Annotated in this window: 19 protein-coding genes; 2 read left to right on the forward strand and 17 right to left on the reverse strand. The window is 41.0% G+C overall.

Features of this window, described 5'->3' with window-relative positions; all coding sequences use genetic code 11:
• Nucleotides 1-103 precede the first annotated feature (103 nt).
• Nucleotides 104-931: a hypothetical protein gene (locus tag ACSLUF_RS15045; RefSeq protein WP_435623477.1), complete on the forward strand. Its 828-nt coding sequence runs from the start codon at nucleotides 104-106 to the stop codon at nucleotides 929-931.
• A gap of 21 nt (nucleotides 932-952) precedes the next feature.
• Here ACSLUF_RS15045 and ACSLUF_RS15050 read toward each other — a convergent pair whose 3' ends face one another.
• The 8 genes from ACSLUF_RS15050 to ACSLUF_RS15085 form a co-directional block, all read right to left on the reverse strand.
• Nucleotides 953-1,663: a gluconate 2-dehydrogenase subunit 3 family protein gene (locus tag ACSLUF_RS15050; protein ID WP_435623478.1), complete on the reverse strand. Its 711-nt coding sequence runs from the start codon at nucleotides 1,661-1,663 to the stop codon at nucleotides 953-955.
• 2 nt (nucleotides 1,664-1,665) lie between these two features.
• Nucleotides 1,666-3,390, reverse strand: coding sequence for a GMC family oxidoreductase (locus ACSLUF_RS15055; RefSeq protein ID WP_435623479.1), 1,725 nt, complete (start codon nucleotides 3,388-3,390; stop codon nucleotides 1,666-1,668).
• A 90-nt stretch (nucleotides 3,391-3,480) separates the two neighbouring features.
• On the reverse strand, nucleotides 3,481-3,663 hold the full coding sequence (locus ACSLUF_RS15060; RefSeq protein ID WP_435623480.1) for a CPXCG motif-containing cysteine-rich protein: 183 nt from the start codon (nucleotides 3,661-3,663) through the stop codon (nucleotides 3,481-3,483).
• Between the two features lie 10 nt (nucleotides 3,664-3,673).
• The gene (locus ACSLUF_RS15065; RefSeq protein ID WP_435623481.1) at nucleotides 3,674-5,065 is read right to left on the reverse strand and encodes a TolC family protein; all 1,392 of its coding nucleotides are present in this window, start codon (nucleotides 5,063-5,065) and stop codon (nucleotides 3,674-3,676) included.
• Nucleotides 5,062-8,349, reverse strand: coding sequence for an efflux RND transporter permease subunit (locus ACSLUF_RS15070; RefSeq protein ID WP_435623482.1), 3,288 nt, complete (start codon nucleotides 8,347-8,349; stop codon nucleotides 5,062-5,064). The genes ACSLUF_RS15065 and ACSLUF_RS15070 overlap by 4 nt, the downstream gene beginning before the upstream one ends.
• Complete coding sequence (locus ACSLUF_RS15075; RefSeq protein WP_435623483.1) at nucleotides 8,346-9,482, reverse strand: efflux RND transporter periplasmic adaptor subunit; 1,137 nt, start codon at nucleotides 9,480-9,482, stop codon at nucleotides 8,346-8,348. Before ACSLUF_RS15075 ends, ACSLUF_RS15070 begins: the two co-directional genes overlap by 4 nt.
• Nucleotides 9,483-9,635: 153 nt before the next feature.
• Entirely contained in the window at nucleotides 9,636-10,520 is an 885-nt protein-coding gene (locus ACSLUF_RS15080) for a leucine-rich repeat domain-containing protein (protein WP_435623484.1), read from the reverse strand.
• Nucleotides 10,521-10,658: 138 nt separating this feature from the next.
• A complete protein-coding gene (locus ACSLUF_RS15085; RefSeq protein WP_435623485.1) occupies nucleotides 10,659-12,569 on the reverse strand; it encodes an ABC-F family ATP-binding cassette domain-containing protein in 1,911 nt (636 codons plus the stop codon).
• Between the two features lie 97 nt (nucleotides 12,570-12,666).
• Between ACSLUF_RS15085 and ACSLUF_RS15090 the strand changes: the two genes are divergently transcribed.
• Nucleotides 12,667-13,056, forward strand: coding sequence for a DUF983 domain-containing protein (locus ACSLUF_RS15090; protein ID WP_435623486.1), 390 nt, complete (start codon nucleotides 12,667-12,669; stop codon nucleotides 13,054-13,056).
• 2 nt (nucleotides 13,057-13,058) lie between these two features.
• On the opposite strand, the gene ACSLUF_RS15095 is transcribed toward ACSLUF_RS15090, so the two are convergent.
• From ACSLUF_RS15095 to ACSLUF_RS15135, 9 genes are all read right to left on the reverse strand, one after another.
• Nucleotides 13,059-14,102, reverse strand: a complete 1,044-nt coding sequence (locus ACSLUF_RS15095; RefSeq protein ID WP_435623487.1) for an NAD(P)/FAD-dependent oxidoreductase — start codon at nucleotides 14,100-14,102, stop codon at nucleotides 13,059-13,061.
• Nucleotides 14,103-14,429: 327 nt separating this feature from the next.
• The gene (locus ACSLUF_RS15100) at nucleotides 14,430-15,140 is read right to left on the reverse strand and encodes a DUF1028 domain-containing protein (protein ID WP_435623488.1); all 711 of its coding nucleotides are present in this window, start codon (nucleotides 15,138-15,140) and stop codon (nucleotides 14,430-14,432) included.
• A gap of 413 nt (nucleotides 15,141-15,553) precedes the next feature.
• Nucleotides 15,554-16,456, reverse strand: coding sequence for a gliding motility protein GldN (gene gldN / locus ACSLUF_RS15105; RefSeq protein ID WP_435623489.1), 903 nt, complete (start codon nucleotides 16,454-16,456; stop codon nucleotides 15,554-15,556).
• Nucleotides 16,457-16,476: 20 nt separating this feature from the next.
• A complete protein-coding gene (gene gldM, locus ACSLUF_RS15110; RefSeq protein ID WP_435623490.1) occupies nucleotides 16,477-18,054 on the reverse strand; it encodes a gliding motility protein GldM in 1,578 nt (525 codons plus the stop codon).
• A gap of 66 nt (nucleotides 18,055-18,120) precedes the next feature.
• Complete coding sequence (gene gldL, locus ACSLUF_RS15115) at nucleotides 18,121-18,774, reverse strand: gliding motility protein GldL (protein WP_435623491.1); 654 nt, start codon at nucleotides 18,772-18,774, stop codon at nucleotides 18,121-18,123.
• 75 nt (nucleotides 18,775-18,849) lie between these two features.
• Nucleotides 18,850-20,232 carry a gliding motility lipoprotein GldK gene (gene gldK, locus ACSLUF_RS15120; RefSeq protein ID WP_435623492.1) on the reverse strand — a complete coding sequence of 461 codons (1,383 nt, stop codon included), beginning with the start codon at nucleotides 20,230-20,232 and terminating at the stop codon, nucleotides 18,850-18,852.
• Nucleotides 20,233-20,353: 121 nt separating this feature from the next.
• The gene (locus ACSLUF_RS15125; RefSeq protein ID WP_435623493.1) at nucleotides 20,354-21,511 is read right to left on the reverse strand and encodes a formimidoylglutamase; all 1,158 of its coding nucleotides are present in this window, start codon (nucleotides 21,509-21,511) and stop codon (nucleotides 20,354-20,356) included.
• Between the two features lies 1 nt (nucleotide 21,512).
• Entirely contained in the window at nucleotides 21,513-23,996 is a 2,484-nt protein-coding gene (topA, locus tag ACSLUF_RS15130; protein ID WP_435623494.1) for a type I DNA topoisomerase, read from the reverse strand.
• Nucleotides 23,997-24,116: 120 nt separating this feature from the next.
• On the reverse strand, nucleotides 24,117-25,370 hold the full coding sequence (locus tag ACSLUF_RS15135) for an LVIVD repeat-containing protein (protein WP_435623495.1): 1,254 nt from the start codon (nucleotides 25,368-25,370) through the stop codon (nucleotides 24,117-24,119).
• Between the last annotated feature and the right edge of the window lie 42 nt (nucleotides 25,371-25,412).

Consider the following 25,412-nt stretch of genomic DNA (forward strand, 5'->3'; position numbering starts at 1 on the left):
ACCAGGGTTTTTTTAGTTCCCTACTTCTTATTGGAAATAACAATAATTTATTTCTGGTTTGGTATTTGATATCCTAGGAAGTAATACCTTTAAATAAAAAGTCATGGTTTTTTCCAAAGTCTTTCTTCTCAGTCTCTTTTCTTACCTTTTAATGCTCCCAATAACTGCACAAAATCTATATGAAGGTTCTTTTATGACTACGGATGGGCAGTTTGGAATGCAGATGAAACAGGTAGATGCCGGTTTTCATGGGATTTTGGTGGCTAATCAGACCATGTACGCCGTAAAGGGGACAACCACTAATTCGGGTCTAGAGGGAATGGTCTATTCGGATGCTGGGAATTACCCCTTTGTGGCCAGTCCAATTCAAGGGGGATGGAATGTAAGCTCTGAAGGTACTTCCTATTACTTTTATCAGATATCTACGGAACACGAATTGGATGGATTGGATTTAACCCCCTATTTCAAAGAGGGTTCATTGCCCAATCAAAATTCATCCACAACGCCGTCTTCAGAAAATCAAAATACCCGTGTATCCAACAACTACTCTGGAGTCGCCAGACAGGTATATGACCTTATAGCTAGGAGTCAACTTGTTTTCTATCAGCGTACCTCTTACGTTAATGACAATACAGCAAGCTCCATCACCTACGTGAATTTTTGTGATAATGGCACATTCAGTTTAAACTATGATGGGGGATTTAGTGTTGAAGGTGACTACGGCGGAAATGCCCATGGGGCTACCCGAGGTTCAAACTATGGGACTTGGAAAGTGGAAACAGCACCAAATCAAAATCCATCCGTGGTTCTTCAGTATGCCAATGGGCAATCAGGTCGATACTATGTGAACTTAGCGAATCTACAAGCAGGTCGCTGGAGAATCGGCAATACCCAATACGCCATGGTGAAAAACAAGGTGTATTGTAGATAGTCCAACACTTGAAAAGCATTTTTAAGTCAAAAGATTCCCCTCATCATCCCATTCAGCAATAACTCCCCGTTTACTTTGATCCACACATTTGGCCAACCATTCTTCCTCATACGCAACTCCATGTTGTTTTAAGACATCCTCTGGAACCCCATTCCAAACATTGGGCATATTTCCTTTATATCCCAATTCTTCGATTCCAATCTTAGAAGTATAGAAACCGGTCATGGTCAAATCCCGAACAGTGCCGAAAAAATTAACCTCAAAAGGTCTTTCTTCCAGTTTTACCTCGGGGTCGTAGTAAGCAATGGTATCCAAAATGGATTTTTGTTGGTCTTCGGTACAGGATTTAAATTCCAGGCCAAATTCCGTATTGCATTTGTGGTCCAACCACATCAATCCACCTCTAAAATCGGTTTGAAAGGGGATATGGTCTTTGACCATAAATTCTATAAAATCCACGACCTTGGCATCGGAGGCGCCTTTAAACTGTTCGCTAGGAGGTAGAATCAAGTCGCAAAGAACTGTTAAGGTCTCCCGTTCATGGATACTGAAAAATTCCTCACCCTGAATTTCATTGATGATTTCATGCTCCACAGGAGTCCGCCAAGCAACATTCTCTGGTTCATTTAATGCGGGTTCTAAATTTTCCTGACCTGGTTTACATCCGCTGGCTGCTAAACCCGTGGCCACAGAGCCCAAAACAATTGACTTAATACTTTTTCTTCTATCCATGATTACAGGTTTTGTTGTTTTAATTGGTCCACGATATATTCTGACGCCCTCCATGACAATGCCATAATGGTCCATGTACAATTTTTATCCGCTTGAGACACAAAGGGACCAGCGTCTACCACAAAAACATTGTCCACATCATGCAGTTGTTGGAACTTATTGGTCACTGAGGTCTTGGCATTATCCCCCATTCGGGTGGTCCCCACTTCATGAATTATACGACCTGGGGCTTGTAGCCCATAATCTTCATCTTTTCCAGGTCTATTACCCAAAAGTTCACCGCCCATATTAGTTAAAACCTCCTCAAAGGTATCCTGAGCATGTTTGGCTTGATTCCGTTCTAAATCCGACCATTTATAGTGAAAGCGTAAAACGGGAATACCCCATTCATCAACAGTGGAAGGGTCTATCTCACAATAGTTGTCTTTACGAGCAATGGATTCGCCTCGTGAAGATACTCCAACCACGGCCCCGTAATATTTTTTTACATCGCTACGTAGGATATCTCCATACCCACCTACCTTGGTTCCAAAGAACTTATTAAACTCATTGACATTAAAGCCAAAACCATAATTGGGCATTCCCATACCGCCCCAAATTTCCAGATGATACCCTCTTGGAAAATCTAGTTTTGAGTTATCTTCCCACCACGGTGAATATACATGCATCCCTCCAACCCCGTCTTCATTATAGGAAGGCTTACGATTCATTAAACCGGGTATAAAAGCCATTCTATCAGCTCCGGTGGAATCATGTAAATACTTGCCCACAACGTCACTGCTGTTTCCAAGCCCATTAGGATGCTGTGAACTTTTGGAATTCAAAAGTATTCTGGCCGTGCTACAGGCAGATGCGCCCAAAATAACCACCTTCCCCTTGAGTTTGTATTCCTTTCTATCCTCTTTATTTATATAAGAGACTCCTGTGGCTCTACCTTCTTCATTTACAGTTACTTCACGCACCATACAATTGACGAATAAGTCAACTTGACCACGGCTTTTTTGGGCTGGAAAAATTAAGCAGGAACCGGAAGAGAAATCGGCATAGACACTACAAGCTCGGCTACATTGACCACAATAAAAGCAAACGCCACGTTCCTTATTGATTTTTTTGGTCAACATCGACATTCTGGAAGGATACACTGGAATATTCGATTTTCTGGCTCCCTTTATATAAAAAAGTTCATGCAGCCTAGGCTTAGGTGGTGGGAGGAAAAAACCATCAGGATCATTGGGCAATCCTTCATTCGTTCCAAATACACCAATCAATTTATCCAAACGGTCGTAATAGGGTTTAATATCCTCATAACCTATTGGCCAATTTTCACCGTAGCCATCCACATCTTTGTGTTTGAAGTCTTTTGGACCAAAACGAAGGGAAATACGACCCCAATGGTTGGTTCGTCCTCCCAACATATGGGACCGAAACCAATCGAATTTGGTCCCATCTTTATGCGTATAAGGTTCCCCTTCAATTTCCCAACCGCCATAAGCCGCATCAAAGTCGCCAAATGGCCTAAATTGTGTGCTTGCACCTCTACGTTCGGATTCCCATGGCCAGCGTAGCTGTGTTTTCTGTTCGGGATCTGCAGGGTCGAAAAAGGGACCTGCTTCAACTACGGCAACTTTCAAACCTGCATCAGCCAATACTTTGGTTGCCATACCTCCTCCCGCTCCCGAACCAACAATAATAGCATCGTAAACGGTGGGATTTTCAATTATTTGCATACCTACTAGTTTCTTTTTAGTAATTATTGACTTAAACTACTAAAAAGTTAGAGGATACTAAATCTTTTATGCTTTAAATTGAGATGAAGTCTATTGCCCAAGAATGGTAGATTCAAAAAATACCAACTCATCATATTGAAACTCACAGCTAACCTCAATTGGATTGCAGCATACTTCACAATCCTCAACATAGATTTGACTTGAGACCGACCTATCCAAAAGAAAAGATATTTCTTCCCAACAATATGGACACTGGAAAAAATGTTCCAACATCTTCTTAGGTTTATATAGAAACGTTTAGTAATTGACCGGTAAGCTGCAATAACTGAAGCTCGGCCAATTTTGCGTTGTACTTGGCTAAATTCCTGCTGGTTTGGGCGTTCAATAAATTAATTTGGGCCTGGCGCAGTTCGACAGAGGTAATTTGACCCAATTTGTAGCGCTCATTGGAGCGTTTATAGTTATCGGTAGCCGTAATTACATTCTGTTGTTGTAATTCGAAAACCTTTAACCGATTTTGGAAATCACCTCTGGCATTTGCAATATCACGCCTTACTTCAAGTTCAATTTGATTTTGCAAAGCATCCTGGGATTCCAAAAGTATTTTAGCGTTCTTAACTTGTGTAATTCCTCTACCTCCATCAAAAAGGTTCCAAGTCAAGGTCGCACCAAGACCAAAATTTCGGGTATTGTTCACATTTACGCCAGGGAAGAATGGACCGGGCGCATTTTGATTCAAGTTCCATCCATAGAAGCCTGTAAGACCCACCGTTGGAAGGAAAACCGACTTTGCGGATTGCAGCGTATAATCGTTAATGGTCATATTAGAATTTGCCTGCAACATCCGTACATTGTTTTGCTCTCCTTGGGCCGTAAAATCTTCCAACTGAAGTTCATTGATGAATGTAATCGTTGTGTCGACCACAAACTTTTTTTCCAAGTCTGCATTTAGAACAATATTGAGATCACGCAAGGTATTCTCCAGTAATTGCCTTTCGTTCATCACATTGATACTGTCGTTTACCAAATCCACTTCTGCATTTAGCACATCGAGTTTGTTGACCTGACCAAACTCAAAACTATAATTTGCACGCTGCAGTCTGTTTTTGGTATTTTGATAGGTTTGCTCAAGCACAGTAATGTTTTCTGAAATTCGGGCGGCTTCAAAATAAACGCTAAAAAGTTGAAGGATGGTAGTTTCAAGGGTTTCCCTAGCCTGTAAAGAGGATAGATTGTACTCCTCCTTCAAACGCTTCATGTCGTACCATCTGCCCAAACCATCAAATAACACATAATCTGCGGTGATTCTGGCATTATACCGTTGTGCTTCTGCCTTGTATAAATCGGCATCGGGTCTTGGTACGGGATTTCCAGCATCATCAATTATAGGATTTCCCTCTTCATCGCTTAAAAACTGCCCAGGGAATTCAAAGGTCGAATCATCCCTTTGGTAGTTTGCCCCAGCAGTACCCGTAATTGAAGGGAGAAATCCGGAATTGAGAAGGCTCTTGTTATTCTCGGCAATTTCAACATTGTTTTCGGCAATGAGAATTCCCAAATTATTCTCCAAGGTCTGTCTGATAGCTTCTTGCTTGGTAAGTAACTCTTGGGAAAGCAAAGAACAAGTGAACAAAAACGATAATACGAGGGTGGGCAGGTAGTTTTTCTGCATCATAGTATCTCTTCTAATTCTTGTTGGGATTTGTTTTTCACTGGATTACCATTTGCCTGCCCGTTTGCAGATATAACATCACTTTCGGATAAATGAGCTTCATCATGTTGTTCAATAATGGCACGCTCCACCTCTTCCTTACTGATTTTATCTCCTGTTCTTAACCACTTAGTGCTTACTTTAACACTGTTACTGAAGGATAAGAAGATGGGAAGCATAACCAAAGTGAGTATGGTGGCAAAACCGATACCGTAGGCAATGGATATGGCCATGGGCTTTAAAAATTGGGCTTGTCGACTTTTTTCCAGAAGCAGTGGAGCCAAACCTGCAATGGTAGTAACCGAGGTCAAAAATATCGCCCTAAACCTCGAACGACCCGCTTCGAATAAAGCATCATCGAAATTCATTCCACTTCGTAGATTTCCATTGAACTTCCCGATGAGTACAAGCCCATCATTCACCATAATTCCTATTAAAGCGATTATACCCAACATGGATAGGATGTTCACTGGAAAACCATGAATCCAGTGGCCCCATGAAACCGCGGTTAAACTGAATGGAATCAATAATAACAATAACAAGGGTTGACTAAAGCTTCTAAACGTAAAGGCAATTGTTATATAGATTAAAGCTAAAACCGTTAATCCCACGAAGTTTAATGAGTCAAACAATTTATTACGCTCCCGATTTTGCCCTTCATAGGAGGCGGTAATACTAGGATACTTGGACTGGATTTCGGGCATTATATCATTTCGTATCCAGGACAGAATATCTGGCGCACTCGTATTATCAGGGTCCTTTAAATCGGAGCTTATTCTGATTTCTCGCTGACCATCCAGATGGTTAATAGCGACATCTCCCCGTTGAATTTGATAATCTGCTATTTCTTTTAGAGGAACTCGAGAACCTGATGGGGTAAGAATCCGCATTTCATCCAAATCTGAAATGGAAGACCGATTTTCACGATCATATCTCACCCAAACCCGTATTTCGTCCTGTCCTCTCTGAAACCGCTGTGCCTGCGTTCCGAAGAAACCAGCTCGTACCTGATTCATAACATTTCTAAGGTCCAACCCCAATAGGTAAGCATTGTCTTTAAGTTCCAGTTGGATTTCCTTAATACCTGCAGGGTCGTTATCCGCAACATCTTTTAACAGCGAATTGCTTACCATAGCTCCTTTTAGTTCCGCTTTGGCAGCTTTTAGCTCGCTAATATTATTCCCTAAAAGGGATACCGATACTGGGTCTCCACCGAAGTTTCCACCAGAACCATAAATAAGGCTTTCCACTCCAAAAACGGGTCCAACCAGTTCTCGTAATCTACGAGTAACCACGTCAGCTCGGATAGCGTCTGGTCGTTCTTCACCTGGAAGCAGGTTAATTACCAAGGTGGCTGCGGATGAACCTGGTCCCACATTCTTGATCATGTTTTCAAATAGTTCTTTATCAGTACCCTCCAAATACTCCTTGGTAAGTTCATCGTTTACGATGGCGGCTTTTTCCTGAATTAAGCTGATAATGGAATCCGTCACCTTTTCATTCGTTCCGTTGGGCATTAGAAGTTCCACTGCCACGCGGTCACTAGCAATTCTTGGAAAAAACGCGGTGCGTATGATTCCCCCACCAATAGAGCCAAACGTAAGCACTAGGGCCAATACAAAAAAGGAGAAGGTCAACATTTTATATTGCAGGGCAAACTGCAAAACAGGAGCATACAATTTATCGCGCATCCAAGCCATTGCCCTATCTCCCATTTTATTAATGATTCGTAGTTGAGAAAACACCTTGGCAATTCCTGTTTTTGGGGCATCACTTTGTTTTCGCAAGGCTTTGGAATGGGCCAAATGCGCAGGAAGTATAATCAGTGCCTCAACCAAGGAGACCACCAAAGTTAAGATGACTATGACTGAAACCTCTCCGAAAAAATCCCCAATCCTACCATCCAAGAATAGGAAAATAGAAAAGGCCAGAATGGTAGTTATAATTGCCGAAACAATAGGTGGTATCACTTCAATAGTACCATCAATTGCCGCTTGAATGGGTTTTTTGCCCTTTTCATAGTGTTGATATATGTTTTCAGCAATCACGATACCGTCATCCACCAATATTCCGATGACGATAATCATTCCAAAAAGCGAGAGTACGTTGATGGTTACGTTCAACATTGGAGCAAAAACGAACATCCCCAAAAAAGCTATAGGCAAACCGAAAGCCACCCAAAAGGCCAAACGTGTATTTAGAAACAGACTTAGAAATATCAACACCAAAATCATTCCCATGATTGCGTTTTCGGTCAACAGCTGAGTTCTTTGCGTTAAGGTGGTGGATAGGTCACTAATTACGTTTAACTGTACATTGTTGTATTTCTCATTGAATTCAGCAATGTATTCTTTGACCCTTTCGGCAGAACCAATTAAATCCTCCGTATTCGTACTGGTTATCGTTATGTTTACCGCTAGGTCATCATTATAGTAGGAAGCATTGGGCGTTTCAGAAAAGCGATCACGAATTTCAGCGACATCCTTCAGTCGGATGGTACGGCCAGAAACATCACCTCTGACAACGACGTTGGAAAGCTCCTTTCCGTAATACGATCGGTTATTGGCACGAATCAAGTATTCTTCCGCATCGGTCTTAATATTACCCCCAGTTACCAATAGGTTGGCATTAGCCACGGCCTGGGCCACTTCATTGAAAGACACATTGTAGGCCAGCAAGCTATTTTCGTTGACCGCTATTTCAATCTCTTCTTCAGGGTATCCAGAAATGGCAATTTGGGAAATTCCATCAATGGCTCTAAGGTCATTTTCAACCTGTCTGCCAATCTGTTTTAAAGTCGCCAACGAAATATTATCCCCACTTATGGCAAAACTAATTGTCTGACGTACAGCATCCAACTTGGAAACCACTAGAGGTTCCATTCCTGTTGGGAAGGTGGGTACCCTATCCACAGCATTTTTAACCTCCAACAACATAAAATCGATGTCATACCCCTTTTCGATTTCCACATTGATGGAACCTGCATTTTCTGAGGAGGTTGAAGTCACACGGTCGACCCCTTCCAAGCCTTTTAGGTTATCCTCAATTTTGAGGACAATACCTTCTTCAATTTCTTGGGGAGATGCACCTGGATAAATTATGTTTATTAATACATTTTTTGATTCGGTAAGCGGGAAGAAAGATGACTTTAGGGAAAGTGCCCCTACGATACCGAAAACAAAAAACGAAATGATGATGACGTTTACGGCAACATGATATTTAATGAAATATGAAATTACCTTTTTCATTTTGCCGCAGTTTCATTATTTGGTGCTCCAAAAACCTTGACGAGCATACCCGCATAACCTCCAGAAACAGGTCGCGAAACTATGGTTTCACCATCTGGAACATTCTTCAATACAACTTTTTTGTCTGTAAAATAAACGGGGTTTACATCAATAACATCCAAAATAGTATCTCGAACTACGAATATCTGATCATTGTCCAACAAAAGTGATCGGTCAATCTCAATGGCCGTTTCTTCTGTTCTAGCATTCAAGTTCGCCTCCAAATACTGCCCTTCGTTCAGGTTGTCTCCTTTGACTTCGATAAATACCGTAATGGTCTGGGTCGTTTGGTCCACTCGCCCGTTTACTCGAACCACTTTTCCTTTATGTTCTTGGGTCTTATCCAGATTGGTCAGGTTCACTTCTTTACCTATTCTCAAAAAGTCAGCATAGGTTTTTGGTACAGCGACCTCAAGCTCATAGGTTCCTGTTTCTATGAACTCACCCAATTTTTGTCCCGCCCTAACTAGAGAGCCTTCAGTAACCAATGCCTCGGTAAGAACTCCGGAAAACGGAGCAGAAATGCCATATTTAGCCAATCGTTGTTCTAAATTTTTGACATTGTAATAGCTTGTATATATACCCCTACCGGTAATAAAGTATTTTTCCTTTTCTGAAGTAACTTTTGGAAGTGGAGGGGTGGATTTTTCCAAATCAAAACTGACTAGATATTCTTGCCACTTGGAGAAGTGTTCAGGGTAGTCCAACTGCAAATCGGGCATAATTGAAGTCACCAAATTGAAAAGATTACTTTTCGCCGATTGCACACTGGCATAGTATTCGGAAGCATCAATCCGAATCAGAGTTTGGCCTGCACGATACAGCTGACCAGCCTTAAATGCCTTTGCTCCGGGCCTAAAAACTCCTTGAACCTCAGCAAAGAGTTCTACCCGACGTTTTGCCACCAAATTCCCGTTGGCTGATATCACAATAGGTACATCGCCATTGGTTACCGTATCCACAAAAACGGTCTTCACTACTTTTTGGGGTTTTGGACGTCTATTTTCCTTGCTGTTGACAATAACATTGTAAAGTACAAATGCAATGATAATAACAGCAATCCCAAGTAAAACAGATAGTATAGTTTTGCGCATATAGGGCCGATTAGTTCAGTGCAAATCTATTGTCTTGCAAGTGGGGTCTTGGTTAAATATTTCATAAATGTTTATGCATTATGGCAATTCATGAAACAAAAAAAGGGGATACACGCCTGTATCCCCAAACCAAACAAACTAAAGTATAACTAACTACTCATTATCGTTATCATCTTCAAATTTTGTGTCTGCCATTCGTGTGCGTTGTAGCTGTATCTCATTGAACTTTGGTCTTAGACTCTTATCATCCGTGTCAAAAACCAAAAATTGTTTGGTGTCCATAGCCTGAATCCCAGTATACGATTCGAATCGATTATTTTGAAGCTGAAGTATTTTAAGACTGCTTAATTGCGCAAATTCCATGGGTATTTCACCGCCTAATTGGTTGTTGGCCAATACCAGCTCTTTTAATTTTCCCAGATTTCCCAGTTCCGCAGGGATAGTCCCGTCCAAACTGTTCTCAAAAAGCCCGAGTGCGACCAATTTTGTCAAATTTCCCAAGGATTTTGGAATACTTCCCTTAAGATTGTTGCTAGAAAGGTTTAACTCCTTTAAATCTGTCAATTCCCCAAATTCCTCAGGTATTTGACCATTCAAAAAGTTATTGAACATGGAAAACACCTGTAATTTTTTTAGCTGTCTTATCTCCGGTGGGATATTTCCCTTAATGCGGTTCATCTCCAAGCGAAGCACCATGAGGTTTTCAAGCTCCAATATCTCTTTGGGCAAGACCCCAGTAATGCTGTTAAAAGCCAAATTCAAGTGTTGCAAATGTCTTAACCTACCTAAACTGGAGGGCAAAGTACCTTCCAAATTGTTGCGAAAAAGATTAATCTCAACAACGTGATTGTCTTTTACGGTAACACCCCTCCAAGTTTCTACAGGCGTATTCAAATCCCAAGGATTGTTCCATTGGGCACCGTTGGTACTTTCAAAAAGGTCAATCAATGCCTTTTTCTCCTTGGCGGTGACGGTATTCTTCGCAAACGCGACCCCTACAATACATAGGGCGATAAGGCTGAGTGAGGTTAGCTTCATTCTTGGTTTATTCTTAGATTTATAAGAATTCACTTACAAATCAAAGAAGAAAGAAAAAACCTACAAAATATAATGTGTGATTCTTAAGAAAACTGTTGTGAAGCGCTCTAAATGTGTTGCGTAGGAAACACCTTACTATTAGGAAATAGCCTCCATCTCCTCAGATAGCGCTTCCCAATCCCCCATTAATCCTTCCAAAAGCTTCTTTTTACCCTCATAAGCGTCAAAAAAGCCCTCTTTGGCTATGGTAGCGTCATAATTCATAAGCAGTTCATGGTCTATCTCTGCAATTTCCTTCTCCAGAGCCGCAATTTTCTTTTCAACCCCACTAAGTTTGTTTTTCAGGGATTTTAGTCTTTTCTGTTGCTGATAGTCATTTTCCTTTGGACGGGATTCCATTTTGGTTTGAGGCGCGTCTTTCCTTTCTATCTTTCGAAAATCTTCAGCTTGCCTTTGTTCCAAATAAAAGTTGATATCTCCCAAATACTCTTTTATGTTGCCATCTTTGAACTCATACACCTTGTTGGTAAGGCCTTGAAGAAAATCCCGGTCATGGGAGACCAAAATCAAGGTCCCTTCAAAGTTCTGGAGTGCTTGTTTCAACACATTCTTGGATTTAATATCCAAGTGATTGGTTGGCTCATCCATAATCAGCACATTGAAGGGCTGCAATAACATTTTTGCCAAAGCCAATCTGTTACGCTCACCCCCAGAAAGTACCTTTACATACTTTTCCACATCATCTCCCCGAAACAGGAATGACCCCAAAATGTCCCGCACCTTACTGCGATTTCCTTCATTGGCCGCATCTGTCATGGTATCCAAAACGGTCTTATCTCCGTTCAAATAATCTGCTTGATTCTGTGCGAAATATCCAATTTGGACATTATGACCCAGTTTTACTGAACCCTCATGTTCCAGTTCCCCAACAATTATTTTAGCCAAAGTGGTCTTTCCCTGACCATTTTGACCCACAAAAGCGGTTTTACTTCCGCGCTCCACCAATAAATCAATATCCTGCAATACCTGCTTTGGGCCATAGTTTTTGGACAAATCTTCAAGTGTAGCGACTACCTTACCCGGATTAACGGAGACGGGAAAGCGAACCGTCATTACGCTATGGTCATCCTCATCTACTTCAATACGGTCAATACGGTCCAATTTTTTTATCAAGGACTGGGCCATAGATGCTTTGGAGGCCTTCGCACGGAATTTTTCAATTAGTCGTTCTGTTTGCTGAATCTGTTTTTCTTGATTCTTTTGAGCACTGAGCTGTTGCTCCCTAATCTCGGCCCGTAAGGCTAAATATTTAGTGTAGGGTTTGTTGTAGTCATAGATGCGTCCCAAAGAAATTTCAATGGTTCTATTGGTGACATTGTCCAGGAACATTTTATCGTGGGATACGATCACAACCGCTCCCGAATATCCTTTTAGGAATTGCTCCAACCAAATAATGGATTCGATATCCAAATGGTTGGTGGGCTCATCCAATAAAAGCACATGATTATCTTCCAAAAGCAATTTGGCCAATTCGATACGCATACGCAATCCTCCGGAAAAGGTGTCTGTTACTTTAGTAAAGTCCTCACGCTTGAATCCTAAGCCTTGTAAAACCTTTTCCGTCTCCCCTTGATAGTTGTATCCTCCAATAATCTCATAGCGATGGGTTAGTTCAGTAAGGTCCACCATCAACTGGCTATAAGACTCGCTTTCATAATCTGTGCGCTCTGCCAACTGCTGGTTGATATTCTCCAATTGAACTTCCAAGGATTTTATTTCGGTAAAGGCTTGATAGGCCTCTTCCAAAACGGTTCTTCCTTGCTCAAAGTCAATATCCTGTTTTAGAAAACCGATTTGGGTCCCCTTTTCGATAGCAATAGAGCCCGTATCTGCTTCTTGTTCTCTGGAAAGCAATCGCAATAGTGTGGACTTTCCTGCTCCATTCTTGCCAATAAGACCAACCCGGTCTCCAGCATTCAATCGAAACGCGATTTCCTCAAAAAGGTATTCCCCTCCAAAAGCGACCGAAAGGTTATGGATATTAAGCATACTTGTAATCAGAATTCATTATCTCAAAATCAGCTTTTGATATTGATTTTGGTGACATCAACGGCAACAATTCCTACCTTTGACAAAAGCAATGCAAATGTTAAAAAAAGGAACTAAACTCTACAGTATTTTAACAGGAAGTTGTCCCAGATGCCATGAGGAGAGCATGTATGTGAACAAAAATCCCTACGCTATAGGAGAATTGTTCAAAATGCATGAGCGTTGTTCCCATTGCGGTTTAAAATATAAGATTGAACCTTCCTTTTTTTATGGCTCCATGTATGTGAGCTATGGCGTTGGCGTAGCATTCGCTGTCGCGGCTTTTGTTATTTCGTTTTTGTTTCTCGGACTGAACTTAGTGAATACTTTCTTTGCTATTGTTGTGACTTTGGTCGTATTTATGCCCATCATTATTCGTCTTTCCCGAAATATTTGGATTAATCTCTTTGTCAAATATGAACCTCAGGAACTTAGAGAAGCTTCCTGATACTATTTCTTGGTAAACCTAGCTAAATCCATTTCCGGATTAATGGGTTCTCCATTTTCAATACAATCAAAAAGTTGGCCTGAGGCATAGGGAGCAATAAGTACGCCTCGCGAACCAAACCCATTTAAACAGTAGATATTTTTATGAGTGGGATGCGAGCCCACCAAAGGTCTGCGGTCTGCTACAGTGGGTCGAATTCCAGCTACATGGTCCACCACCTCATAATCGCATTTTAGGAAGGTGTCCAATTTGATTAGCAATTCCATTTTTGATTCTTCTGTTGGCAAATTGGTCTTGTCTTTCCACTTGTATGTAGCCCCTACACGATAGAGGTCGCCCCCCAAAGGAATGATAAATACTGAGGATTTAATGACGGATTCTTCTTTGAGGTCTGGAGCTTTGATAGTCAACAACTCCCCTTTTGTGCCATTTAGAGGCAAATAATTGAAAAACGGATTGTTTTTAAGCCCATAGCCGTCCGCAAAAACAATTTGCTTGGCAGTAATGGATTTATAGCAGAAATGACCACTAAGCGTCCGAAAATGGGAAAAATCAAAGGTTTCGCTGGTAAATTGGCCTTTTTGCATCAAATATTCTGCATACACGGTAAGAAGTGTGCGGGTATCGATTCGCCCAGTGTATCGCACTTCTCCAAATCCCAAGGGAGCGTGAATACGCGGATTCTGATTTTGTTGGATATCTGGGGAAAGGAAATACTCCAAATTCGGCCTGTCGGCAGCTACAAACCAGCCATTTTGTTCTTCTACGGAGGCAAATAAACGCAACACACGAAGTTTGTAATCCAGCTTTACCTTGAGTTTTTCTTCCAGTACTTCGTAAAAAGGCATAGCCAAATCCATCTGCTCTCTCGCGTTCCAGGCCATGGTAAATCGTTTTAGGATAACCGGATTGTATAGTCCACCAGCAACCCATGAAGCTTGTTGGGAACTATCCGAAACCACGTGAAACGATTTACCGTTTCTTTCGAGCGTTTCACAGAAAGAAATTCCCGCTAAACCGCAACCAACGATCAAATAATCTACCATGGGGCAAAAGTAAGCATCCTGGATAGAGATTAAACATAGTGTACTAGTCTATTTACCGTTTGACGCGAATGGCACGAATGGGCACGAAATTGGGCAAGGGTTATTGGTGAAGGGTGAAGGGTGAAGGGTGAAGGGTGAAGGGTGGTAAGTTACTTTCTTTATTTTTTGAATCGAAATGCATCTATTAGGAAAGGACTTAAACTATTGGTCTAGTATAAGAATAGTAGCGGATTTTTAAGTATAAAATTTTCGGCTTATGACAGACTTTTAATTTATTCATTTTGGTTCGATCAAACGAGTAATTATATATGTTGCAGGGGGTAGTTTCTAGTTTCTTTCTTTTTCTTCTTTACGCCAAAAATCAAATTGTTGATTTAGTAAAGTTACAGCGGGTTTACCACCTTTTTCTATACCTTGAACTGCTAATTTTAAAATAGCTCCATCTTCAGGTTTGTAAACCATCATAAAAGCGGATCTGGCATATTGTGTTCCACACCTTTTATCACCTCCGGCCTCTTCTCCAGCTTTAAGGGCTAGCATTAAGCGTTCAGCTAAAGATTTATCCCTGTTTTGATCAAAGGCCCCGTAGGCTTTCTGAACTACTTCCTCTCCTGCAAGTATGTTGCCCATTACCGCAAAATCATCACCTAACATTTCGCCATTCCAATCTTTAATCTGAGCTCCAGAATAAACCAAAGGGCTACTGCTGTCATTCACTAAGATTACCCCGTATTGTTGTAGTTCAGGCTCAAATTCTTTGGCCATCATTGCATCCATTATTTCCTGGGCCGAAGCATTATTCTCCATAAGTGCAACACCTCGCATTTTGGCATAGTAATTACTCGCTGCCTGTACTATAACAGCCCCTTTTCCGGGTTCTATGGACCCTATCCATGATACATCAAAGGTGCAGGAAGCTCCTACAATTCCTATTTCTCCTGTTTTTCTATCTACAGCAATAATAGACCAAGTTGCGTAGCAATGTGTAGAAAAAAGCGTGGTAAATACTATTAATAAATAGATTCCTATTTTCTTCATTTTTAGAAAGTTTGAAGTGGTTTATGTATCAGAGATAAGTCAAATACAAATTTGTTACAGTATACAAGGTTGAATTCCTAATGGAAGAAAATTATAGCAATAGAGATGTTACCACCAACGATTCAAGATATGGCTCCGTTTCAATGGACTATATCGTCCGATACCCGCCTGACCGGAGTGAAGTTCGAGAATTTCAGTTAAAAATGCCAAAGGCAATTGATGCATAAAGAATACGGAAGGATAATGAGCACAAAGAGAATATATTCAGATTTCTCGCTTTGTTTTCGAATTCATATGATTCTTATAAGAACTGTGGATTCCTGCCTACGCAGGAATGACAAAAGTGAATAACAAAAAAACGCCGCACTAAAGTGCGGCGCTGTATGAATTGAATTGGAAAATTATTTTTTGGCTTAGTACGCCCACATATCCTGCTCCCGGTCGCGAATCACTTCTTTGATTCTATTAGCTTCCAAGAGTTGGAATAGTGCATTGTCAAAAATATAATCGTCTATCTCACGGTCACCGTGAACGTTCTCTTCTTTGTAGATTACTCCATTAAAACGTCTGGCGTTCAAGAGCATATCAAAAGAGATAGGGCGTGCAGAATTGCGTTGGTTATACACTTTGGCATCGTGCAAGATTTGTCTTGCTGCTGGATACCAAACCCAGAACAACTCTACCTTATTTTCTCCCGGGTCTACAGACTCGTCGTCAATAAAGTTTACGTCTGGTGCTACTGGGGCAACCCCCAATAGTCTGTATTTCAATTCTCCTTGACGCTTGTCAAAGTACCATATTCCCTTGATGCGATACTCTTCAATATCTGCTGCGGTCAAATCCCTTTTGTTGATAAACTCCGGGGAAATCTGCTCACCAGCATTCAATTGTTCGTATCCTAAATCCGTGGTATCCACTTTTTGCAAGGTGGCGGATAGGTCTTCCAATCTACGCTTTTCGGTAAAATAGGAATCCGCATATACCTCGGTCAATTTCCCATTTCTGATGTTTTTCATCAAAACATGGTATAGGGACCTTCTATCCAATCCAATACCAATAGTATCGGTAGGATAGTAAAGAGGGAAGTTTACACGCTCGTCCAGGTCAATGATTTCCCAAGTGGTCTTGGACCAAAGGATATCCCGGTCGTCCACATAGCCATAGGCTAAAGGAGCATCCGCGTCCTGTGCGATTTGTGCTTCGGTCTTTTTACCTATTTCTTCAGGCAATTTGGCATTCAGAATGTTTGCCTGCGCCATCATGGATACGGGCAAAAGACTTAAAGCTCCAATTACGAATACATTTTTCCAATTCATGATTTTCTGTATACTTTATTTTAGTTTGTAAGCTCAACTACCACTGGAGAAACTTTCTTCAACTTGTAGCTTCTGTTGTTGGTAATGTAAGCGTTGATATCAAAAATCTGAACAGCTTCACCTCGTCTAGCTCTTTTCAAAGCAGATTTAGCCTGAGCGTTCAATTTGTTACCGTTTACTACGATGGTAGGCTGACCTGGCACTTTGAATTTGAAACCGCCAACGGCTAGGTTCAAATCGAAATCAAAGTCTTCCAACATAGCGCTGATAGTAGAGATTTCAAGGTTTCTTCTTGGCATTTTCACGCTACCAGCCTCACCACGTACGGTTCCGCTAGGTCTTGGAATATCCTTGATTCTAAACTCAGACTTGGTAGAAATTGGCTTCCCGTCAGGCAATGTACCTGAAGCTGTAATGGTAACTGTTCTACCTTTTCCAGGATTCATGATGTAGTTACTACCACTTCTTTTGCTCAAACCAGCAGCAGAAGCTCTAACCTTATTGTCAGGAATACCAGGAATGGAGATAGTCATTGGGTTAGCTACCCCCCGGTATACTACGTTCATCTTATCTGCGGAAATTACGGCAGCGTTAGGCTTGGTAATCGTTGCAAACGTGTTGTCTACTGTTACCGGAACTTCTTCACCATCCTGCATAAAGAACATTGTACCTGCGATGGTGTGATCACCAGCAGCGCCAGCGCTGATTAACATTTTAATTCCACCAGCTTCCAACTCATAATCTCTACCTTCGGTAAGTTTCCTGCCATCTAAAGTTAATTCAGCTCTTTCAGGTTTGGCTGTATCATCAGTTTTACTAACAATTACTTTACCATCATACTTTTCACCTGCATAATATGCTGTTTTTGGGGCAGACAAAGAACTCTTAAAGTTAGTAAGAGAAACAGCTTCAGTAAGATTACCTTCCAACATTCCCTTAAGAATTTCCTGTTCAGTAGCTTTAATATCTGCTTGAAGCTGTGTAATCTTAGTTAGGGAAGCTACCAAAGGATATCCTTCATAATGGTAGTTTATCCAGTCTACTTTAACCTTATCTCTAATTCTGGTTACTTTACCATCCTTATCCCCAGTTTCAAATCTGGTACTAATAGAAGATTTAACTGAAGCAAGAGCTTTCTCGTCTTTAATTAGTTCAGTAACACTGTTTCTGTAGTTTTCAATATTTGACAAAAACTCTTGCCCTTTTGGTTTAAGATTGTCTCCTTGAAAAAACAAATTGTCTAAGTAATCAGATTTGTCCATAACTACATAGTTATTAGGATCTTCTTGGTCGGCTAACATACCTTCCTTCAATTTACCTAGGTAATTGTAATAGTCTTGAGACAATTCCTTTACTTTTTGAGCCTTAATAAATAGCTCACCATATTTTGCTTCATCTTCGCCTCTTTTTGTTTCCAAACTTGCGAAAAATCCTTCATTATTGGTTATTGCTGTTTTATTGGAATCTTCCAGCTTAGCATTCATCAAACCGAATGCCGCCAGTACTTCCTTACTCATATTCAAAGCCAACATCGCGATGAAGATCAAGTACATAAGGTTGATCATCTTCTGACGTGGTGTTTGTTTTCCTGATGCCATGTTTTTTATCTAATTAGAATTAATAATTAATTTGATTTGGGTTTGGTATATCAATCAATTTCCCAATTAGTTTCTGCTACCCATGGCAGATAGCATATTTCCGTATACGCCGTTCAAAGAAGAAAGGTTGGTAGCCAAAGACTCCATTTGCTCTTTCAATGCACCAGCATTTTGTACCACTTCCTCATTGATAGAAGCTTGACGGCTAGCACTTTCCAATTGAACTTTGTACAAGCTGTTCAAAGATTCCATTTGAGCAGCAGCGTGAGACAATTCCTCAGAGTACTTCTTCGTGTGCTGGATAGCATCTGTTGTAGGAGCTATATTCTTGGCAGCACCCTCAAAACTCTTAATGCTTTCACCCAAACTTGAGAATAGCTCAGAATCGATGTTAGCCTCTTTCAATAGGTTATCCAATTTTCTGGACAGAAGACCTTCAGCCTCTTTGGCTTGCTTAGCGTCATTCTTGTTTCCTTTGGAAGGAGCATTGGCCAATTCTGGATATACCAAAGACCAATCGTACTCGTCGTCTACTGGTTCAAATGCACTGATAGCAAAAATCAATGCCTCAGTGATAAGACCTACAGCAAGAAGCAAACCACCTGTAAGGGGTCCAAACTCCCAGTGAAGGATTTTAAATAGTGCACCAATAATTACCACTGATGCTCCAAGCCCGTAGGCCATGTTAAACAGTTTTTTTGTTGATTTTGACTGTGCCATAATTCTAGTTTTAATTAAGTTATATAATAAGTATTTGGTTACTGGCTAAAAATACTCTCTTTTACTCTTTAATGTTTAGTTGGGAAGACCTCTACGTCCGTTGGTAGAATCCTCTTCTCCCATAAAATCCTGCACGGTTCTGAAGCCAATATAGCTTCTTGCAGAATCTTGGTATTCATAATCCCTGGTACTTACCTGAAGGAAATATGCAACATCCTTCCAAGAACCTCCGCGAATTACTTTTCTTTGATTTTGTCCTGAACCTACATTGGGGTTCATGGTTGACAAATATTCGTAAGCGCCTGGATCAAAGCTAGAGCTTGTCCATTCTGCTACGTTTCCTGCCATATTGTATAAGTTGTACTCATTTGGCTCATACGATTTCGCTTCAACAGTGTACAATGCAGCATCTGCGGCGTAATCTCCACGTTGTGGTTTAAAGTTGGCCATGAAACAACCGGTGTCACTGATTACGTACGGACCACCCCAAGGGTATGTTCCTCCTTCAATTCCACCTCTGGCAGCATACTCCCACTCCGCTTCGGTAGGCAATCTAAATTGATTTACAAATTGTCTACCTCTACTTTTCTGGTCGTCATTTTTGAACTTGGTTCTCCAATTGCAGAACGCCTTGGCCTGCATCCAGTTTACACCCACAACCGGGTAGTCGCTGTATGCATCATGCCAAAAGTAATCGTTGTGCATGGGTTCATTGTATGAGTATTCGAAATCCCTTATCCATACTGTGGTGTCTGGATAAATTTCCAATTCCTCTTGTCTTATAAAGTCTTTTCTTCTACCATTTTTGGCACGTGCAGCAGCTTCAATATCCATCCAATTGTAGCTGTACTTCAATTTGGTAACATCTACTGTACGTTGGCCATTATAGCTTTCTTCTTCAGGGATGTAGAGGGAGTCCATAACTTCCGCATAGTACTCATCCGGATAATCTGAAGTATCCCAAACAAGATCGACATCCTTATTTAAGGCCCGACCTTCATATCCTGTTTCTCCCAAACCTGCATAGTTATCCAACATATATCTTTCGTAGACTGAAATTTTGGTGGTGTCCGTATCCTTAAAAGCATACTCTCCAATTCCGTCATCTTCAGACCCTAATCCCAACTCATCTGCCAGGATAGCTAATTTGGTTCTGGTAATGGAATCTTTTACCCATTCTACAAATTGACGATACTCACTATTGGTGATTTCTGTATCATCCATATAAAATGAACGAACGGTAACAGTGCGCGTGGGCGCGTTCTGTACCTTCGCTTGGTCTTCCTCGGCTTTACCCATGACAAAAGAACCACGGGGTATCAATTCCATTCCATAGGGTTTTTCAGGGTACCACTTTTTACCCTTTACCCCAACTAGTTCACCTTTTGATCTTGATTTAGAACCGCAACTAGCCAGTAAAAAAACAAGTGCTAGAGATGAAAAGAATAGCTTTCTCATACTTTAGGTTAAATTATTCGATTTAGATTTCTTTGACTTTGCAACACAAATTCATATTTTCAAAACTGTTTTTCGTGCAAATTATTGTACAAAAACAATTTATCCTCCAAAATTAATTTGTTCAGTTAAGGCCCTTTCTGTAAGCCTTGAACCACCGTTCTGGAATATTTTGGTTACATGCCTCTAAATAGTCCTCCTCGGTGCATGGTAATAACGCTGGTGAATTTGTTTTAGTATGTTCAGGTAAAATTGAAGGAACTTCCACCCACCATCGTTCGGTAACATGGCTTTTGTAGAAAATAAGTTCCTCGGTATCCGTGGGTACCGTAAACTTGGTGAAGTCTTCACTTTTTGATGTTGGGTGTTCCAAAACCCGGAAAGTAATCCCCTCAAGGAAGTACCAAATAATCTGGGCAATCATTTGAAACCCTTGATGGGAATTGTCCCCTTCATAAATTCCAAAAACCGAAACCGAGTCACTAAGTCCCGCATAACGCGCGATACTGCAAATTTCTCGACCAGTAAACCCATTGGGTGAGAAACTTTTCCCCATACCCATCTCACTGGCTCGAATCGAGGTTAAATCCAAACTAACAATATGTGCATTACGCAAAACTGGTTCGGCCAAAGAAATATTTGCCGCTATATCACCCAGACGATAAGCATCGAAAAAGAGTCTTTCCATCAAATCCATTTCTTCTTGGGCATTGAAGTAAGTCTGAAAACCCAAATTGGAGAAGTTGAAAAGATTATTGGGTTTGTCTGTAATGATCTTACTCATATATGAATGGGAAGAAATCAATTCCTCATCCTGGCCAAAGTCGAACCTACTGTCTATGGAAACCAGGTTCACCATATTCTTAATCTTATCGAAAGCACGATAGGTAGGAAAGGTAATATCTTGAGTAGCCCCTATTATTATAGGTATGATTTTTTCCTCCAATAGCCCTGCCACAATTTCCTTGACCACAAAATAGGTATCCTCAACGGTTTCTCCTTCCTCCACATCCCCTATGTCCAATATGGTGGCATTCCAATTTCCCTTCATCAATCGATACAGCTGAATCCGTATTTCATCAACATCTAAGGGAACAGGTTTTTTTTCAACGGCGTTTCTGGATTCCAATACACCGAATATGGCAACTGTGGCATTGGCGAAAACAGGGAACCCTTTCTTTTCTGTATGTTTATGAATGCTTTTCCCAAGGGATTGTGGTGGGAGTAACTCGGAATATGCCAAGACTTTATCCTTGACCGGAACCAAAAAATCGAATGCCATTTTATTTCTTCGTCTTAGCCTTGGTCTTTTTCTTTGGTGTTTTCTTATCAATAAGGGCCTTGGCCTCTTCCAGTGAAATTTTGGAAGCGTCCACATCTTTGGAGAGTTCCACTTTTACCCTTCCTTTAATAATATTGTGTCGACCCCATCTTGCTTTCTCAATTCTGATTTTTTCCTCGGGCCACTCTTGCACCAACTTTTCGGCCTCCTTGATTTTTTTTGTTTCAATCAATTCGGCAATATCGGAACTTGAAAGATTATCGAAATCATATTTCTTGTTCACGTTAATGAACATACCGTCCCATTTAATAAAAGGCCCAAACCTTCCTTTGCCTTTGGTAACATCCTTTCCTTCATAAGTGGCAATAGGAGCATCCGCTTTTTCCTTCTCCTGAATTAATTCAATGGCACGATCTAAACTTACTTCAAGGGCATTTTCACCAGTGCCCAAGGAAACGAATTTTTTACCAAACCTAACATAAGGTCCGTATCTCCCTACATTAGCCTCGATTTCCTCTCCTTTATATACCCCTAGCTTCCTAGGAAGCTCAAATAAGGTCATGGCTTCTTCAAAAGTAATTGTGGTTATGGATTGGTCAGGAAGTAGGCTGGCAAACAAGGGTTTTTCCTCTTCCTCTACCGTACCAATCTGAACCATAGGACCAAATCTTCCCAAACGCGCAGCAACTTGTCTACCCGATTTTGGATCCGTTCCCAAAATACGCTCTCCGCTGGCACGCTCGGCGTTTTCTTCAACATCCTGAACGTTGGGATGGAAGTCCTTGTAAAATTCCTCCATCATTTTTTGCCAATCCTCGTCCCCTGCAGCTATCTCGTCAAAATTCTCTTCAACCTTAGCAGTAAAGTTATAGTCCAGAATATTGGTAAAATGACTTACCAAAAAATCATTTACTATCATTCCTATATCAGTAGGAACTAGTTTGCCCTTATCTGAACCTACCAATTCGCTCAATTTCTTTTCGGCAACTTGATTGGATTCCAAAGTAAGTTGCATATAACTACGCTCTGTTCCTTCTACCGTTCCTTTTTCTACGTAGCCTCTATTTTGAATGGTCGAAATTGTAGGTGCATAGGTAGATGGTCTTCCAATACCCAACTCCTCCAACTTTTTAACCAAAGATGCTTCCGTATAGCGATAAGGTGGTCTTGAAAATCGCTCTGTGGCAGTAATGAAATTGTTGGACAGTGCTTCACCAATGGACATGGCTGGAAGCATGCTCTCTTGCTCTTCCGCCTTATCTTCTTCATCAGTACCTTCGAGGTAGACCTTGAGAAAGCCATCGAATTTGACCACTTCGCCATTGGCCACAAATTCTTCATTATGCGAGCCTGTTTTTATCTTAACATTGGTGCGTTCCAATTCGGCATCACTCATTTGGGAAGCCAGAGTCCGTTTCCAAATAAGTTCATACAATTTTGCTTGGTCGCGCTCCAAAGAGGGCGATTGCAATTTCATATCGGTAGGACGAATGGCCTCGTGGGCCTCCTGCGCCCCTTTGGATTTGCCAGTATAGTTTCTGGTTTTGCTATAAGACTCTCCATAGTTCTGAATGATGGCATCCTTGGCCGCATTCAAGGCTTCATTGGAAAGGTTCACACTATCCGTCCTCATATACGTGATTAGACCAGCTTCGTAAAGTCTTTGCGCCACTTGCATGGTCCTACTTACAGAAAAATATAGTTTGCGGGAAGCTTCTTGTTGTAGTGTTGATGTTGTAAACGGAGCTGCTGGTGATTTCTTAGCTGGTTTTTTATCCAGATTGCTCACTTCAAATTCCGCTCCGACATTCTGATTTAAAAATGCCCTTGCGGTATCCAAGCTAGGGAAGGTTTTGTTCAACTTTGCCGAAAACACACTCCCATCCTTCGTCTTGAATTCTGCCCGAATGCGATAGGATGCTTCAGGGGTAAATACCTCTATCTCCCGTTCACGCTCTACAATCAAACGAACAGCAACAGATTGCACCCTTCCTGCGGAAAGTCCGGGTTTTATTTTTTTCCAAAGTACTGGTGAAAGTTGATATCCCACCAAACGGTCCAACACCCTTCTGGCCTGTTGGGCATTGACCAAATTATAATTGATTTCCCTTGGGTTTTGAATGGCCTTTTGAATCGCAGATTTTGTAATGGAATTGAAAACAATCCGTTTGGTCTTGGCTTTGTCCAATTTCAACTCTTCGGCTAAGTGCCAAGAAATGGCCTCTCCTTCTCGGTCTTCATCACTGGCCAACCAAATCACTTCTGCTTTTTTGGCCAAATCCCGTAGCTTTTTTACCAATGCCTTTTTTTCCTTATCAACAGTATATTTCGGTTTAAATCCATTTTCGACATCAACTCCTAACTCCTTGGAAGGAAGGTCTGCAATGTGCCCAAAACTGGACTCCACCTGATACTCCTTTCCCAAAAACCGCTCTATGGTCTTTGCCTTGGCAGGCGACTCAACAATGACTAAATTCTTCGGCATGCAATTTGTTTTTCAGCTAACAAAAGTATATCAAATTTTGGATTTTGGATTTTCATTAGGATAACTACCAAAAAAATATCCCGTTAAAAACGGGATATTCAACTGGGATATTGCGAGACTCTAATTGAGTCCGATTTGACTTATTAGTCGAATTTTATCATCTAGATATTCGTATTGATAGAGTATTTCATTACCTACCATAATCAAATGGCTTTCCAAAGGAATCACATCAAACGTAACAATATCTTTAAAGTGATTTAACAAAGTAAGGTCCTCCACATTGGTCTTGTCATATACTTTTAAGCCCGAAGAGCCATCGCAAACAAATAATTTTTCATCGCGAATACCTAAACCATATGGTTCCTCCATGGGATAAGAAATAGTAAGCTCTGGCGTTTGGATGTTGGATATGTCCACAATAAATAGACCGCTTTCCAAAGCGCCACAACCATTTCCACCTCGTAAAGTTACATAGGCATAATCGCCATCCACCACTACAGGGTCGCAAGCTGTTCCGTGCCGAAATTCCGAGACAAAGGTTGGAGTAGCTGGAGAAGAAATGTCATAAATGTACATACCTCGCATACTACCCAAGAACAAATGTTCTCCTCTATTGAAAATGGTCTCAATATCAAATCCGGCATAGACATCTTCAAGGTCTTTTGGGTTTTCCAAATCTGAAATATCAAACACATTAATCATGTGACTGTCCACGGCATATAGGTATTCATCAACAATCTTAAACCGTGCCAATGAACCTCCTTGTCCCGTTTGACCGCCATCTGATGCTTCCGCTACGGCTATATCGCCAAAAAAGATATCATTTCGGTTTTGGACTTCTTCTATCAGTCTTCGTTCGGTTACGGTCTCCCATCCAATCAGGATTTCAGTGGCGTAATCATAGCTTCCAAATTCCACAATATCCGCTTCAAAAGGAAAAATAACACCATCACGCAATACACCTTCAAGTCGATTGACCTGCTCAATATTGTTTATATCGGATATATCGAGCACAATCAAATCCATAATACTGTCAGCAAACAAGAAATTGTCTTTAACTGAGATATCAACATTACCTGGTATTTCTAAAAAGGCAATCTTAACCGGTTGTTGGGGATTACCGTTGTCAATGATGTGAACCCCCTTGCTTTTATCATTGATGAAAACATAATCTTGATAGACATAGACTTTTCCAGATTCATTGATGGGTTGTGGGGGCAGAATATCCACGCTACTGGTAAATTCCGCTTTGCTCATAATCAATGGTCTCGCAACCAGGTAGTCGGCGTATTCCGAATCATCTTCGTTTGAGTCACTACAGGAAATAAAAAACAGTGAAGCTAGGCATACAATACATAGGAGTTTCTTGTTCATTAGTGTTTAAGTTTTTTGGATGAATAACACCTTTTAGATAAA

Origin of the sequence: Flagellimonas sp., from assembly GCF_965601775.1 — a bacterium.
In the GTDB taxonomy this organism is placed as follows: Bacteria; Bacteroidota; Bacteroidia; order Flavobacteriales; family Flavobacteriaceae; genus Flagellimonas.

Coding starts and splice junctions, on each gene's coding strand:
- ACSLUF_RS15045 (WP_435623477.1), top strand. CDS start 104: ATGGTTTTTTCCAAAGTCTTTCTTCTCAGTCTCTTTTCTTACCTTTTA.
- ACSLUF_RS15050 (WP_435623478.1), bottom strand. CDS start 1,663: ATGGATAGAAGAAAAAGTATTAAGTCAATTGTTTTGGGCTCTGTGGCC.
- ACSLUF_RS15055 (WP_435623479.1), bottom strand. CDS start 3,390: ATGCAAATAATTGAAAATCCCACCGTTTACGATGCTATTATTGTTGGT.
- ACSLUF_RS15060 (WP_435623480.1), bottom strand. CDS start 3,663: ATGTTGGAACATTTTTTCCAGTGTCCATATTGTTGGGAAGAAATATCT.
- ACSLUF_RS15065 (WP_435623481.1), bottom strand. CDS start 5,065: ATGATGCAGAAAAACTACCTGCCCACCCTCGTATTATCGTTTTTGTTC.
- ACSLUF_RS15070 (WP_435623482.1), bottom strand. CDS start 8,349: ATGAAAAAGGTAATTTCATATTTCATTAAATATCATGTTGCCGTAAAC.
- ACSLUF_RS15075 (WP_435623483.1), bottom strand. CDS start 9,482: ATGCGCAAAACTATACTATCTGTTTTACTTGGGATTGCTGTTATTATC.
- ACSLUF_RS15080 (WP_435623484.1), bottom strand. CDS start 10,520: ATGAAGCTAACCTCACTCAGCCTTATCGCCCTATGTATTGTAGGGGTC.
- ACSLUF_RS15085 (WP_435623485.1), bottom strand. CDS start 12,569: ATGCTTAATATCCATAACCTTTCGGTCGCTTTTGGAGGGGAATACCTT.
- ACSLUF_RS15090 (WP_435623486.1), top strand. CDS start 12,667: ATGTTAAAAAAAGGAACTAAACTCTACAGTATTTTAACAGGAAGTTGT.
- ACSLUF_RS15095 (WP_435623487.1), bottom strand. CDS start 14,102: ATGGTAGATTATTTGATCGTTGGTTGCGGTTTAGCGGGAATTTCTTTC.
- ACSLUF_RS15100 (WP_435623488.1), bottom strand. CDS start 15,140: ATGAAGAAAATAGGAATCTATTTATTAATAGTATTTACCACGCTTTTT.
- gldN (WP_435623489.1), bottom strand. CDS start 16,456: ATGAATTGGAAAAATGTATTCGTAATTGGAGCTTTAAGTCTTTTGCCC.
- gldM (WP_435623490.1), bottom strand. CDS start 18,054: ATGGCATCAGGAAAACAAACACCACGTCAGAAGATGATCAACCTTATG.
- gldL (WP_435623491.1), bottom strand. CDS start 18,774: ATGGCACAGTCAAAATCAACAAAAAAACTGTTTAACATGGCCTACGGG.
- gldK (WP_435623492.1), bottom strand. CDS start 20,232: ATGAGAAAGCTATTCTTTTCATCTCTAGCACTTGTTTTTTTACTGGCT.
- ACSLUF_RS15125 (WP_435623493.1), bottom strand. CDS start 21,511: ATGGCATTCGATTTTTTGGTTCCGGTCAAGGATAAAGTCTTGGCATAT.
- topA (WP_435623494.1), bottom strand. CDS start 23,996: ATGCCGAAGAATTTAGTCATTGTTGAGTCGCCTGCCAAGGCAAAGACC.
- ACSLUF_RS15135 (WP_435623495.1), bottom strand. CDS start 25,370: ATGAACAAGAAACTCCTATGTATTGTATGCCTAGCTTCACTGTTTTTT.